General features: G+C 67.2%; 13 protein-coding genes. All 13 read left to right on the top strand.

What is annotated here, in order from left to right:
* Positions 1-122 precede the first annotated feature (122 nt).
* The 13 genes from AC1DEL_RS18135 to AC1DEL_RS18195 all read left to right on the top strand — a co-directional run bounded on the left by AC1DEL_RS18135 (position 123) and on the right by AC1DEL_RS18195 (position 12911).
* Entirely contained in the window at positions 123-548 is a 426-nt protein-coding gene (locus AC1DEL_RS18135) for a MerR family transcriptional regulator (protein ID WP_092292091.1), read from the top strand.
* A gap of 101 nt (positions 549-649) precedes the next feature.
* Positions 650-1843, top strand: coding sequence for an isovaleryl-CoA dehydrogenase (locus AC1DEL_RS18140; RefSeq protein WP_441591451.1), 1194 nt, complete (start codon positions 650-652; stop codon positions 1841-1843).
* Positions 1844-1929: 86 nt separating this feature from the next.
* A complete protein-coding gene (aceK, locus tag AC1DEL_RS18145; RefSeq protein ID WP_477125851.1) occupies positions 1930-3753 on the top strand; it encodes a bifunctional isocitrate dehydrogenase kinase/phosphatase in 1824 nt (607 codons plus the stop codon).
* The gene (gene can / locus AC1DEL_RS18150; protein WP_092291329.1) at positions 3750-4421 is read left to right on the top strand and encodes a carbonate dehydratase; all 672 of its coding nucleotides are present in this window, start codon (positions 3750-3752) and stop codon (positions 4419-4421) included. Before aceK ends, can begins: the two co-directional genes overlap by 4 nt.
* Before the next feature lie 37 nt (positions 4422-4458).
* Positions 4459-5655: an acetyl-CoA C-acetyltransferase gene (locus tag AC1DEL_RS18155; RefSeq protein ID WP_092291331.1), complete on the top strand. Its 1197-nt coding sequence runs from the start codon at positions 4459-4461 to the stop codon at positions 5653-5655.
* A gap of 40 nt (positions 5656-5695) precedes the next feature.
* On the top strand, positions 5696-6376 hold the full coding sequence (locus AC1DEL_RS18160; protein ID WP_092291333.1) for an SDR family oxidoreductase: 681 nt from the start codon (positions 5696-5698) through the stop codon (positions 6374-6376).
* 29 nt (positions 6377-6405) lie between these two features.
* Positions 6406-7536 carry an acyl-CoA dehydrogenase family protein gene (locus AC1DEL_RS18165; protein WP_477105393.1) on the top strand — a complete coding sequence of 377 codons (1131 nt, stop codon included), beginning with the start codon at positions 6406-6408 and terminating at the stop codon, positions 7534-7536.
* A gap of 114 nt (positions 7537-7650) precedes the next feature.
* Positions 7651-8319 carry a 2-hydroxychromene-2-carboxylate isomerase gene (locus AC1DEL_RS18170; protein ID WP_092291337.1) on the top strand — a complete coding sequence of 223 codons (669 nt, stop codon included), beginning with the start codon at positions 7651-7653 and terminating at the stop codon, positions 8317-8319.
* The gene (locus AC1DEL_RS18175) at positions 8316-9008 is read left to right on the top strand and encodes an HAD family hydrolase (RefSeq protein ID WP_092291339.1); all 693 of its coding nucleotides are present in this window, start codon (positions 8316-8318) and stop codon (positions 9006-9008) included. The genes AC1DEL_RS18170 and AC1DEL_RS18175 overlap by 4 nt, the downstream gene beginning before the upstream one ends.
* Positions 9005-9436: a YchJ family metal-binding protein gene (locus AC1DEL_RS18180; RefSeq protein ID WP_477125852.1), complete on the top strand. Its 432-nt coding sequence runs from the start codon at positions 9005-9007 to the stop codon at positions 9434-9436. The genes AC1DEL_RS18175 and AC1DEL_RS18180 overlap by 4 nt, the downstream gene beginning before the upstream one ends.
* A 51-nt stretch (positions 9437-9487) precedes the next feature.
* Entirely contained in the window at positions 9488-11095 is a 1608-nt protein-coding gene (locus AC1DEL_RS18185; protein ID WP_477105391.1) for a carboxyl transferase domain-containing protein, read from the top strand.
* Positions 11096-11167: 72 nt separating this feature from the next.
* Positions 11168-12091 (top strand): dienelactone hydrolase family protein, encoded by a 924-nt coding sequence (locus AC1DEL_RS18190; protein WP_092291345.1) that lies wholly within the window; start codon positions 11168-11170, stop codon positions 12089-12091.
* A 31-nt stretch (positions 12092-12122) separates the two neighbouring features.
* A complete protein-coding gene (locus tag AC1DEL_RS18195; protein ID WP_477125853.1) occupies positions 12123-12911 on the top strand; it encodes an enoyl-CoA hydratase/isomerase family protein in 789 nt (262 codons plus the stop codon).
* Positions 12912-12959: the final 48 nt, after the last annotated feature.

Here is a 12959-nt window from a genome sequence, read left to right on the forward strand (position 1 = left end):
TCCAGTCATTGTCAGCGGCGGCACTTGACGCTAACGTTAACGTCAATCGTCGCGGCCTGCTCGTCATCTTAGACCAAAACTTGACCGTACAACGAACGACCGTTCACTTTCCTGGGCGCACCATGCCGGCACAGCCATCCTCCGCCACCTACACCATTACCGACCTCGCGCGCGAGTTCGACGTCACCCCGCGCGCGATCCGGTTCTACGAGGATCAGGGCCTGCTCTCGCCTGACCGCGAGGGCCCGGGCGGCCGCAAGCGCGTCTATAACGGACGCGAGCGCACCCGCCTCAAGCTCACGCTGCGCGGCAAAAGGTTAGGGCTCACTCTCAACGAGATTCGCGAAATTCTGGATCTCTACGAGTCGCCACGCGATACCGCGCCGCAGTTGGAGCGTTTCCTGGGCGCCCTGTCGCAGCATCGGGACGTTCTGGAGCGCCAGATGGAAGACCTCCAGGCCCAGCTTGCCGAGATCGACCAGCACGAGCGCCATTGCCGGGCGCTGCTAGCGGCACATGGCGAAGCCCCCAAGACCAGAACCGCCTGATGCCGCACTTTCAGCCATCCGCCTTCGGATGGAATTGACGTTTACGTAAACGTCAATAAAATACGCCCCACAACACCGACACGAACAGACAGGAGACCGACATGACCGAACTGCCAGGCCTGAGATTCGATCTGGGCGAGGACATCGAGATGCTGCGCGCCTCCGTGCGCAGTTGGGCGCAGGCCGAACTGGCGCCGCGCGCGGCCGAGATCGACCGGTCGGACCAGTTCCCGATGGATGCCTGGAAGAAGATGGGCGACCTCGGCGTGCTGGGCATCACCGTGGCCGAGGAGTACGGCGGCGCGAACATGGGCTACCTCGCCCATATGATCGCGATGGAGGAGATCAGCCGCGCGTCGGCGTCGGTCGGGCTGTCCTACGGCGCGCACTCGAATCTGTGCGTGAACCAGATCCACCGCAATGGCTCGGCCGCCCAGAAGGCGAAATACCTGCCCAAGCTGGTGTCGGGGGACTGGATCGGCGCGCTGGCGATGAGCGAGCCGAACGCGGGCTCGGACGTGGTCAGCATGAAGTTGCGCGCCGACAGGGTTGGCGGACCCGGGGGCGACCGCTACGTGCTGAACGGCACCAAGATGTGGATCACCAACGGGCCGGACTGCGACGTGCTGGTGGTCTACGCCAAGACCGAGCCGGACCTCGGCGCGCGCGGCATGACGGCCTTCATCGTCGAGAAAGGCATGAAGGGCTTCTCGGTGGCGCAGAAGCTGGACAAGCTGGGCATGCGCGGTTCCCACACGGGCGAACTGGTGTTCGAGAACGTCGAGGTGCCGGTGGAGAACATCCTCGGCGCCGAGAACGGCGGCGCCAAGGTGCTGATGAGCGGGCTCGACTACGAGCGCGCGGTGCTGTCCGGCGGCCCGGTCGGCATCATGCAGGCGTGCATGGACGTGGTGACGCCGTACATCCACGACCGCAAGCAGTTCGGCCAGAGCATCGGCGAGTTCCAGCTGATCCAGGGCAAGGTGGCGGACATGTACACCACGCTCCAGGCCGCGCGCAGCTATTTGTATACCGTGGGCAAGAACCTGGACTCGCTGGGCAGCGGCCACGTGCGCCAGGTCCGCAAGGACTGCGCGGCGGTGATCCTGTACACGGCGGAAAAGGCCACGTGGATGGCCGGCGAGTCGGTGCAGATCCTGGGCGGCAATGGCTACATCAACGACTACCCCACCGGGCGGCTGTGGCGCGATGCCAAGCTGTACGAGATTGGCGCGGGCACGTCGGAGATCCGCCGGATGCTGATCGGCCGGGAGCTGTTTGCCGAGACGATGTGATCGAATGTGATCTATCGTCAACCCAGCCGACGCTAGCGAACCCCTTTACAATTCCCTGACCCCTTACCGCAGCCGCCGCCTCGAACATGTCGCACTTCCCCAAGCTGCTCTCGTCGCAGATTGCCTACGATGTGGCGCGGACCATGCTGGACGGCTTCGACAAGCACTACCGGCTGTTCCGCGAGGTCAGCCACGCGGCCAAGCTGCGTTTCGAGGCAGGGGATTGGCACGGGCTGCAGCAACTCCAGCGCGATCGCATCGCGTTCTATAACGAGCGCGTGCGCGAGACCACGGTGATCCTCGAGGACGAGTACGACGCCGCGCGGATCGAGGACGGCATCTGGCAGCAGATCAAGCTGCACTACATCGGCCTGCTGACCAGGCACCACCAGCCCGAGCTGGCCGAGACCTTCTTCAACTCGGTCTGCACCCGCATCCTGCACCGCTCGTACTTCAATAACGATTTCATCTTCGTGCGGCCAGCGATCTCGACCGAGTACATCGAGAACGAGGAATCGCCGATGCGGCCCACCTATCGCGCCTACTACCCGGGCAGCCGCGAGGGCATGGCCACCTGTTTCGAGCGGATGGTGCACAACTACCAGCTGGAGCGGCCGTTCGAGGATCTGGCGCGGGACATCGGCTACGTGGTGCGCGCCTTCGCTGAGCACCTGGGCGAGGCGCGGATTGCGCCGAACTTCCAGATTCACGCGCTATCGTCGCTGTTCTTCCGCAACAAGGCCGCCGTCATCGTCGGCCGGGTGCTGAACGGCGACCAGACCTACCCGCTGGCGATCCCGATCATCCACGGCCCGACCGGCCAGCTCGTGCTGGACACCGTGCTGCTGCGCCCGGAACAGCTGCTGATCCTGTTCTCGTTCTCGCACGCCTATTTCATGGTCGACATGGAGATTCCATCGGCCTACGTGACCTTCCTGCGCGACATCCTGCCGCGCAAGCCGCGCGGGGAGATCTACACCGCGCTGGGGTTGCAGAAGCAGGGCAAGAACCTGTTCTACCGCGACTTCCTCCACCATCTCCAGCATTCGTCGGACAAGTTCGTGGTCGCGCCCGGCATCCGGGGCCTGGTGATGCTGGTGTTCACGCTGCCGTCGTTCCCGTACGTGTTCAAGGTCATCCGCGATGCCTTCGCGCCGCCCAAGGAAACCACGCGCGCGCTGGTGGAGTCGAAGTACCAGCTCGTGAAGCAGCACGACCGGGTCGGGCGCATGGCCGATACGCTCGAGTACTCCGACGTGGCCTTCCCGCTGTCGCGCTTCGACGAATCGCTGGTGCGCGAGCTGGAAGCCCACGCGCCGTCGATGATCGAGTACCAGCGCGGCCGCGACGGCGGGCAGGAGATCGTGGTGCGCCACGTCTATATCGAGCGCCGCATGACGCCGCTCAACCTGTGGCTCCAGGAGGGCACCGACGAGCAGGTCGAGCACGGCATCGTCGAGTACGGCAACGCGGTCAAGGAACTGATCGCCGCCAATATCTTCCCGGGCGACATGCTCTACAAGAACTTCGGCGTCACGCGCCACGGGCGCGTGGTGTTCTACGACTATGACGAGATCGAATACCTGACCGATTGCAACATCCGCCGCGTGCCCGAGCCGCGCAACGAGGAGGAGGAAATGTCTGGCGAGGTGTGGTACACCGTACGTCCGCACGACATCTTTCCGGAAACGTTCCGCACGTTCCTGCTCGGCGACCCACGCGTGCGCGCCGCCTTCCTGCGGCATCACGAGGATTTCTTCGATGCTGCCATGTGGCAGCACCATAAGGACCGGCTGATGGCCGGACACGTCCATGACTTTTTTGCCTATCAGAGTAAAGACCGCTTTATCCACCGCTACGGCCCCGGCGCCGACGACCACCCCACAGATCTTCCAAGGAGGGCGGCATGACTGATGCCATCGCGCAACTGTTCAAGAACAACCGCGACTGGGTGGACCGCGTCAACGCGGAAGACCCCACCTTCTTCACGCGCCTGGCCAACCAGCAGGCACCCGAGTACCTGTGGATCGGCTGTTCCGATTCGCGCGTGCCGGCCAACCAGATCCTCGGACTGGCGCCGGGCGAGGTGTTCGTCCATCGCAATATCGCCAATGTGATCTCGCACAGCGACCTGAACGCGCTGTCCGTGCTCCAGTTCGCCGTGGAGGTGCTCAAGGTGCGTCACATCACCGTGGTGGGCCACTACGGCTGCGGTGGCGTCAAGGTAGCGCTCAAGCGCGAGCGCGTCGGCCTGGCCGACAACTGGCTGCGCCACGTGCAGGATGTGGCCGACAAGCACGCCGCCTACCTCGGCACGGTGCTGCGCGAGGACGATGCCCACACGCGGCTGTGCGAGCTGAACGTGATCGAACAGGTCAACAACGTCTGCCAGACCACGGTGCTCCAGGACGCCTGGGACCGTGGCCAGGCCGTGACAGTGCATGGCTGGGTCTACGGCGTGTCCGATGGCCTGCTGCGCGACCTCGGCATGGCCGCCAGCAGCAATGAGGAATTGCACGAACAACTGGCCGCGGCCTATCGCCAGTACGGCGACCCCCCGCAGGCTTCGATCCGCTGATTTCAAGACAGTACGAACCGGTATTCAGGAGACAACCATGCAAGACCCGATCGTCATCGTATCCGCCGCCCGCACGCCCATGGGCGCGTTCCAGAGCGAGTTGAGCAGCCTGACGGCGCCGCAGCTCGGCGCCGCGGCCATCCGCGCCGCCGTGGAGCGCGCCGGCCTGAAGCCGGAGCAGGTGCAGGAAGTGGTGTTCGGCTGCGTGCTGCCGGCCGGGCAGGGGCAGGCGCCTGCGCGCCAGGCGGCGCTCGGCGCCGGGCTGCCGCTGGACGTGGCCTGTACCACGGTCAACAAGATGTGCGGATCGGGCATGCGCGCGGCGATGACGGTCTTCGACGGCCTGCTGGCCGGATCGTTCGAGATCGCCATCGCGGGCGGCATGGAAAGCATGACCAACGCGCCGTACCTGATTCCGAAAGGGCGCGGCGGCTACCGCATCGGTCACGGCATGATCTATGACCACATGATGCTGGACGGCCTGGAAGATGCCTACTCTCGTGACGAAAAAGGCGGGGGCCGCGCGATGGGCACCTTCGGCGAGGACTGCGCCGCCAAGTACGCGTTCACCCGCGCCCAGCAGGACGAATTCGCGATGGAGTCCGTGCGCCGCGCCCAGCAGGCCACCGAGAGCGGCGCCTTCCGCTGGGAAATCACGCCGGTCACGGTGTCGGGCAAGGGCGGCGACACGGTGATCGACACCGATGAAGGCCCGCGCCGCATCAAGGTGGACAAGATCCCGTCGCTGAAGCCGGCCTTCGCCAAGGACGGCACGATCACGGCGGCCTCGTCATCGTCGATCAACGACGGCGCCGCCGCGCTGGTGATGATGCGCGAATCGACCGCGAAGTCGCTCGGCCTGCAGCCGCTGGCGCGCATGCTCGGCCATACCTCGCACGCGCAGGCGCCGGGCTGGTTCACCACGGCGCCCGTGGAAGCCATCGCCAAGCTCTACCGCAAGCTGGACTGGACCACCGACAGCGTGGACCTGTTCGAGATCAACGAGGCCTTCGCCGTGGTGCCGATGGCGGCCATGCACGACCTCAAGATTCCGCGCGACAAGGTCAACATCCACGGCGGCGCCTGCGCGCTGGGCCATCCGATCGGCGCCTCGGGCGCGCGCATCATGACCACGCTGATCGGCGCGCTGCGCAAGACCGGCGGCAAGCGCGGCGTGGCCAGCCTCTGCATCGGCGGCGGCGAGGCCACGGCGGTCGGCATCGAAATCGTCTGATCCTTCCAACCTCGCCTACCCACACGACAGGAGTCCTCCCATGCCCACAGCCCTCGTCCTTGGCGCCTCGCGCGGTCTCGGTCTCGAGTTTGTCCGCCAGTACCGTGCCGACGGCTGGCGCGTCATCGCCGCCGCCCGCAGCGACGAGGGTGTGGCGGCGCTCAAGGCGCTCGGCGCCGAGGCCCACCAGCTGGACCTGACCGACGCCGGCGCGCTGGCCGGGCTGGGCTGGAAGCTGGATGGCGAGTCGTTTGACGTGGCGATCTACAACGCCGGCGTGATCGGCCCGCGCAGCGAAGGCGCGCAACCGGTCACGCGCGAGGACTTCGACGGCGTGATGCACACCAACGTGCTCGGTCCGATGATGGCCCTGCCGCTGATCCTGCCGTTCGTCGAGACTGGCAACCACGGGCGTGGCGGCGTGCTGGCCGTGCTGTCGTCGCGCATGGGCAGCATCGGCGCGATGGACAGCAACCGCAGCTGGCTCTACCGCGTCAGCAAGGCCGGCGCCAACGCCGCCCTGAAGGCGGTCTCGCTGGACGCGCGCCATGCGATCTGCGTGGCGCTGCATCCCGGCTGGGTGCAGACCGACATGGGCGGCCCCAAGGCCGACCTCACGCCGCAGCAGAGCGTGACCGGCCTGCGCCGCACGCTGGCCGGCCTGACCCAGCGCGACAACGGCAGCTTCCACAACTACGACGGCACCCCGCTCCCCTGGTAAGGGGAGGGAGACAAAGGACACCGGACACCATGCTGCTGACTCCCGAACAGGAAATGATCCGCGATGCCGTGCGGCAGTTCGCGCAGGACGTCATCGCCCCGCAGGCGGCGCAGTGGGACCGCGACAAGACCTTTCCGAAGGCGGTGCACAAGGAACTGGCCGCGCTCGGCTGCTACGGCGTGGCCGTGCCGGAAGAACTCGGCGGGGCGGGGCTCGACTACCTGTCGCTGGCGCTGATCCTCGAGGAGATTGCCGCCGGGGATGGTGGCACCTCCACCGTCATCAGCGTGAACAACTGCCCGGTGTGCAGCATGCTGATGGCCTTCGCCAACGACGCGCAGAAGCAGCAATGGCTGGCCCCGCTGGCGCGCGGCGAGATGCTGGGCGCCTTCTGCCTGACCGAGCCGCACGTCGGCTCGGACGCCGCCGCGCTGCGCACCACCGCCCGGCGTGACGGCGACCACTACGTGCTCAACGGCGTGAAGCAGTTCATCACCAGCGGCAAGCACGCCGACGTGGCCATCGTCATGGCCGTGACCGACAAGGCTGCTGGCAAGCGCGGCATCAGCGCCTTCCTGGTGCCCACGTCCACGCCCGGCTACGTGGTGGCGCGCATCGAGGACAAGCTCGGCCAGCATTCGTCCGATACCGCCCAGATCGTGTTCGAGGACTGCCGCATCCCGGCTGAGAACCTGCTGGGCGAGGAGGGCGCCGGCTACAAGATGGCGCTGTCCGGGCTCGAAGGCGGGCGCATCGGCATTGCCTCGCAGAGCATCGGCATGGCCCGCGCCGCGTTCGACGCCGCGCTGGCTTACGCGAAGGAGCGGGAAAGCTTCGGCCAGCCGCTGTTCCAGCATCAGGCCGTGCAGTTCCGGCTGGCCGACATGGCTACCCGCATCGACGTGGCGCGCCAGATGGTCTGGCACGCGGCGGCGCTCAAGGATGCCGGCCGCCCGTGCCTGAAGGAAGCCGCCATGGCCAAGCTGTTCGCCAGCGAGATGGCCGAGGCGGTCTGCTCGGACGCCATCCAGGTCTTCGGCGGCTACGGCTATGTGACTGATTTCCCGGTCGAGCGCATCTACCGGGACGTGCGCGTGTGCCAGATCTACGAAGGCACGAGCGACATCCAGAAGATCCTCATCGCCCGCGCGCTCGGCTGAGCGCGGGCGGGAAGCGTACTATCGGCAATCGTACTTGTACTATTGGCAATCGCCGTCGCAGTTCCTAGTTCCTGACCCCAACGCAAGCGAATCTGACCTGGAGCCCCCTTCGCCATGACCGCACCGATCGACTTCTACTTCGATTTTTCCTCGCCCTACGGCTACTTCGCCAGCACCCGCATCGACGAGATCGCGCAGAAGTACGGCCGCTACGTGGCGTGGCATCCGATCCTGCTGGGCGTGGTGTTCAAGACGACGGGCTCGTCGCCGCTGCCGAGCATCCCGCTCAAAGGCGAATACTGCTGGCGCGACTTCGAGCGCACCGCCGAATTCCACCACATCGACTACAAGCGCCCGACCCACTTCCCGCTGCCCACCCAGCACGCCGCGCGCGCGGTGCTGTGGCTGCAGAACCACCATGGCGCCGATGTGGCCACGGCGTTCGCCAAGGCCGTGTACCGGGCGCTGTTCGTCGATGACCTCAATATCGCCGAGCCGGCGGAGCTGGCCAAGCTGGCCGAGCCGCTGGGCGTCGACCCCATCGCCATGAACGAGGGCGCCACCAGCTACCAGATCAAGGACCAGCTCAAGGCCGAGATCGAGGTGGCGATGGCCAAGGGCGTGTTCGGCTCGCCGTTCGTGATCATCGACGGGGAGCCGTTCTGGGGCTTCGACCGCTTCGAGCAGGTGGAGTCCTACCTCAAGAGCCGGCGGCAGACGGCACAGACCCCGCTGCGCGCCGTCGGCGGCAATGACATCACCAAGGAAAAGAAACCCGCATGACCGCAGCAACCCAGGCCCCCGTGCAGCCCTCCGCCTTCGATTGCGTGATCTTCGACTGTGACGGCGTGCTCGTCGACAGCGAGCCCATCGTCCACCGCGTGCTCAACGAGATGCTCAACGAGCTGGGCATCGCCATCTCGCTGGAGGAGTCGAAGCGCTGGTTCCTCGGCCGCGCCGTGCGCGACGAGCTGGGGAACATCGAACGCCGGTTGGGCAAGCCGCTGCCCGAGAACTGGCTGTCGACGTGGCTCGCGCGCCGCAACCAGGTGCTGGAGGCCGAGGTGGTGGCCGTGCCGCACGTGCGCGAGGCCATCGAGGCCATCACCGCGCGCGGCCTGCCCGTGTGCGTGGCTTCCGGCGCGGACCGCATCAAGGTGAAGCTGCAACTGACGCGCACCGGGCTGGTCGAGCTGTTCCAGCAGGACACGCGCGAGCACATCTTCTCCTCCACCGAGGTCGAGCGCAGCAAGCCGGCGCCGGACGTCTACCTGCTGGCCGCGCGCACGATGAGTGTCGATCCGTCGCGCTGCGTGGTGGTGGAAGACAGCCCCACCGGCGTGACGGCCGGCGTGGCGGCGGGCATGACCGTGCTCGGCTACGCCGCGCTGAACGATGCCCGCGAGCTGCGCGAAGCCGGCGCACGCGCCATCTTCACTGACATGCGCCAACTGCCGGAGCTGATCGGATGAGTCCAAGCCGCCCTCAGCGCGCCGGTCCCGAGCCTTGCCCGTGCGGCCATGCCGACTACGCCGCGTGCTGCGGGCGCTTTCATCGCGGCGAGGCGCTGCCGCCGAACGCCGAGGCGCTGATGCGCTCGCGCTACAGCGCCTACGTCAAGGGGCTGGTGGACTGGCTGCGCCAGACCTGGCACGCCACCACCTGCCCGAACGACCTGGCCCCGGAGCGCGAGACGCGCTGGCTCGGGCTGACGGTCAAGGCCCACGCCCAGCAGGACGACACCCACGCCATCGTCGAATTCGTCGCCCGCTACAAGGTGGGTGGCCGCGCGTGGCGGCTGCATGAGCGCAGCCGCTTTGTGTTCGAGCCGCGCGAGGCCGGGGAGACGCCGCGCTGGCTCTATGTCGATGGCGAGATGCTCGGGCAGGAAAGGAGCTAGCAGGTTGCAGGGAAGCGGTAAGCGGGAACGAGACAAAGAACAGGACGAGACATGCCCACGCTGGAAACCAAACTGAACGCACGCTCGGAAGCCTTCAAGGCCAACGCCGAGGCCATGCAGGCGCTGGTGGCGGACCTCAAGGCCCGCATCGCCAAACTGGCCGAAGGCGGCGGCGAAGCCGCCCGCGCCAAGCACCTGGGTCGCGGCAAGCTGCTGCCGCGCGACCGCGTGCAGCAACTGCTCGATCCGGGCACGCCGTTCCTGGAGCTGTCCCAACTGGCCGCGTACGAGATGTACGACGACGCCGCGCCGGGCGCCGGCATCATCACCGGCATCGGCCGGGTGGCCGGGCAGGAGTGCGTGATTGTCTGCAACGACGCCACGGTCAAGGGCGGCACCTACTACCCGATCACGGTCAAGAAGCACGTGCGCGCGCAGGAAATCGCCGAAGAGAACAACCTGCCGTGCATCTATCTGGTCGATTCGGGCGGCGCCAACCTGCCCAATCAGGACGATGTCTTCCCGGACCGCGACCACTTCGGCCGCATCTTCTACAACCAGGCCAACCTGTCCGCCAAGGGCATCCCGCAGATCGCCGTGGTGATGGGTTCCTGCACGGCCGGCGGCGCCTACGTGCCGGCGATGAGCGACGAGTCGATCATCGTCAAGGACCAGGGCACGATCTTCCTGGGCGGCCCGCCGCTGGTGAAGGCGGCCACCGGCGAGGAAGTCAGCGCCGAGGACCTGGGCGGCGCGGACGTCCACACCCGGCTGTCCGGCGTGGCCGACTACTTCGCCCAGAACGACCACCACGCGCTGTCGCTGGCGCGCAATATCGTCCAGCACCTGAACCGGCGCAAGCCGGACCAGATCCGCCTGCACGAGCCGGCGCCGCCGCTGTATCCCACCGAAGAACTCTACGGCGTGATCCCCACCGACACGCGCAAGCCCTACGACGTGCGCGAGGTCATCGCCCGCCTCGTCGATGGCTCGGAATTCGACGAATTCAAGGCACGCTACGGCACCACGCTGGTCTGCGGCTTCGCGCGGATCTGGGGCTACCCGGTCGGCATCATCGCCAACAACGGCATCCTGTTCTCGGAGTCGGCGCTCAAGGGCGCGCACTTCATCGAGTTGTGCTGCCAGCGCAAGATCCCGCTGGTGTTCCTGCAGAACATCACCGGCTTCATGGTCGGCCGCAAGTACGAGAACGAAGGCATTGCCCGCAATGGCGCCAAGATGGTGACCGCCGTGGCCACGGCGCAGGTGCCGAAGTTCACGGTCATCATCGGCGGCTCGTTCGGCGCCGGCAACTACGGCATGTGCGGCCGGGCCTACTCGCCGCGCTTCCTGTGGATGTGGCCGAACGCGCGGATTTCGGTGATGGGCGGCGAGCAGGCGGCCAGCGTGCTGGCTACGGTGCGGCGCGATGGCATCGAGGGGCGCGGCGGCAAGTGGAGCGCCGATGAGGAAGAGGCGTTCAAGCAGCCCATCCGCGACCAGTACGAGCATCAGGGCCATCCGTACTACGCCAGCGCGCGGCTCTGGGACGATGGCGTCATCGACCCGGCGCAGACGCGCACCGTGCTCGGCCTGGGCCTGTCCGCCAGCCTCAACGCGCCCATCGGCGACATGAAGTTCGGCGTGTTCCGGATGTAGGCCCGCCAGTCAGCCACGTTTTTGCCGTACCCGTTTCGACTTTTCCCTCACCGCATTTTTTCTGGTCTGACCATGTTGCGCCTTGCCCCCCTCGTTCGCGGCGTTGCCGTCGCGCTGGCCTGCGTCACGCTGTGCGGGGCGGCCGTCGCCCAGTCGGCACTGGCCGCGCTGCCGCCGCGCACGATCGAGCGCGTGGTGATGGTGCCCAAGGCCGGCGCGGACGCCAACGTGGACCTGGAGACGACCATTTTCCGGCCCGCCGCCGATGGCCGCTACCCGCTGGTGGTGATCAACCACGGCAAGGCGCCCGGCAAGCCCGCCTACCAGGGCCGCGCGCGCTTTGCCGCGCAGAGCGCGGAGTTCGTGCGGCGCGGCTACGTGGTGGCGCTGCCGATGCGGCAGGGCTTCTCGAAGTCCGGCGGCGCCTACGTGGGCGGTAGCTGCAACATCAGCGCCAACGGCATGGCGCAGGCCGAGGATGTCATCGCCGCGCTCGACTACCTCGTGCAGCAGCCCTATGTGGACCCGACCCGCATCGTGGTGATCGGTCAGTCGCATGGCGGGCTCTCGACCATGGCGCTGTCCGCCATCGGCTATCCGGGCGTGCGCGGCGTGGTCAACTTCGCCGGCGGCCTGCGCAATGCCGCGTGCGCCGGCTGGGAGAACAACCTGATCGATGCGTTCGGCGACTACGGCCGCACGGCGCGCTACCCGTCGCTCTGGTTCTACGGCGACAACGACAGCTTCTGGCCCTGGCCGCTGCCCGAGCGGCTGTACAACAACTACAAGGCGACCGCGAGCGGCCCGGCCGCCGACGCGCGCTTCGTCGACGTGGGCGAGTTCGAAGGCGACTCCCACAAGCTGTTCAGCAGCCGCCACGGCATCGCGCTGTGGCTGCCCGAGGTGGACGCCTTCTTCCACCATATCGGCATGCCGTTCGACGACGCGCCGGAAGACCCGCCCAAGCCAGCCGGCGCCACCGAGCGCGCCTCCTGACACCCCCATCGATGCCCCGGAGACAGAGACCATGCACTTCACCACGCTGAACGTGACCGCCGTGCACCACGTTGCCACGGTCACGCTGAACCGCCCGGACGTGCGCAACGCGTTCAACGAAACCGTGATTGCGGAGGTGACCGGCGCGTTCCGCGCGCTGGGCGATACCCCCGACGTGCGCGCCATCGTGCTGGCCGGCACCGGCCCGGCCTTCTGCGCCGGTGCGGACCTGAACTGGATGAAGAAGATGGCCGGCTACACGGACGACGAGAACCGTGCCGATGCCCTGACGCTGGCCCAGATGCTCCACACCATCTGGGCCTGCCCCAAGCCGGTGATCGCCCGCATCCACGGCGACACCTACGCGGGTGGCGTGGGCCTGGTGGCCGCCTGCGACATCGCCGTGGCCGCCGAACCGGCCAACTTCTGCCTGTCCGAGGCCAAGCTCGGCCTGCTGCCGGCCACCATCAGCCCCTATGTGATCCGGGCGATGGGCGAGCAGGCCGCGCGGCGCTACTTCATCACGGCGGAGCGGTTCGACGCCGCCGAGGCGCTGCGGCTCGGCTTCGTCCATGCCGTGGTGCCGGCCGCACAACTGGACACCAAGGTGGCCGAGGTGGCCGCCGCGCTGGTCGCCAACAGCCCCAACGCCGTGCGCGAGAGCAAGCGGCTGGTGCAGGAAGTGGCGGGGCGGGCCATCGACAACGACCTGCTGGCCGACACCGCGAACCGGATCGCGGCGATCCGCGCGTCCGAGGAAGGGCGCGAGGGCGTGCGGTCTTTCCTCGAAAAACGCGCGCCGGCATGGCGTCCGCAATGATTTTTCTGCCGATTTGTTTCGGGACGATGCCGGACGTTAGCGGCTGGA

This window comes from Cupriavidus sp. 10L43_2 (assembly GCF_056395265.1).

Bases quoted from the DNA above. Each gene is read 5' to 3' on its own strand.
- aceK (WP_477125851.1), top strand. From the start codon at position 1,930: ATGTCGCACTTCCCCAAGCTGCTCTCGTCGCAGATTGCCTACGATGTG.
- AC1DEL_RS18165 (WP_477105393.1), top strand. From the start codon at position 6,406: ATGCTGCTGACTCCCGAACAGGAAATGATCCGCGATGCCGTGCGGCAG.
- AC1DEL_RS18175 (WP_092291339.1), top strand. From the start codon at position 8,316: ATGACCGCAGCAACCCAGGCCCCCGTGCAGCCCTCCGCCTTCGATTGC.
- AC1DEL_RS18170 (WP_092291337.1), top strand. From the start codon at position 7,651: ATGACCGCACCGATCGACTTCTACTTCGATTTTTCCTCGCCCTACGGC.
- AC1DEL_RS18190 (WP_092291345.1), top strand. From the start codon at position 11,168: ATGTTGCGCCTTGCCCCCCTCGTTCGCGGCGTTGCCGTCGCGCTGGCC.
- AC1DEL_RS18155 (WP_092291331.1), top strand. From the start codon at position 4,459: ATGCAAGACCCGATCGTCATCGTATCCGCCGCCCGCACGCCCATGGGC.
- AC1DEL_RS18135 (WP_092292091.1), top strand. From the start codon at position 123: ATGCCGGCACAGCCATCCTCCGCCACCTACACCATTACCGACCTCGCG.
- AC1DEL_RS18195 (WP_477125853.1), top strand. From the start codon at position 12,123: ATGCACTTCACCACGCTGAACGTGACCGCCGTGCACCACGTTGCCACG.
- AC1DEL_RS18180 (WP_477125852.1), top strand. From the start codon at position 9,005: ATGAGTCCAAGCCGCCCTCAGCGCGCCGGTCCCGAGCCTTGCCCGTGC.
- AC1DEL_RS18160 (WP_092291333.1), top strand. From the start codon at position 5,696: ATGCCCACAGCCCTCGTCCTTGGCGCCTCGCGCGGTCTCGGTCTCGAG.
- can (WP_092291329.1), top strand. From the start codon at position 3,750: ATGACTGATGCCATCGCGCAACTGTTCAAGAACAACCGCGACTGGGTG.
- AC1DEL_RS18185 (WP_477105391.1), top strand. From the start codon at position 9,488: ATGCCCACGCTGGAAACCAAACTGAACGCACGCTCGGAAGCCTTCAAG.
- AC1DEL_RS18140 (WP_441591451.1), top strand. From the start codon at position 650: ATGACCGAACTGCCAGGCCTGAGATTCGATCTGGGCGAGGACATCGAG.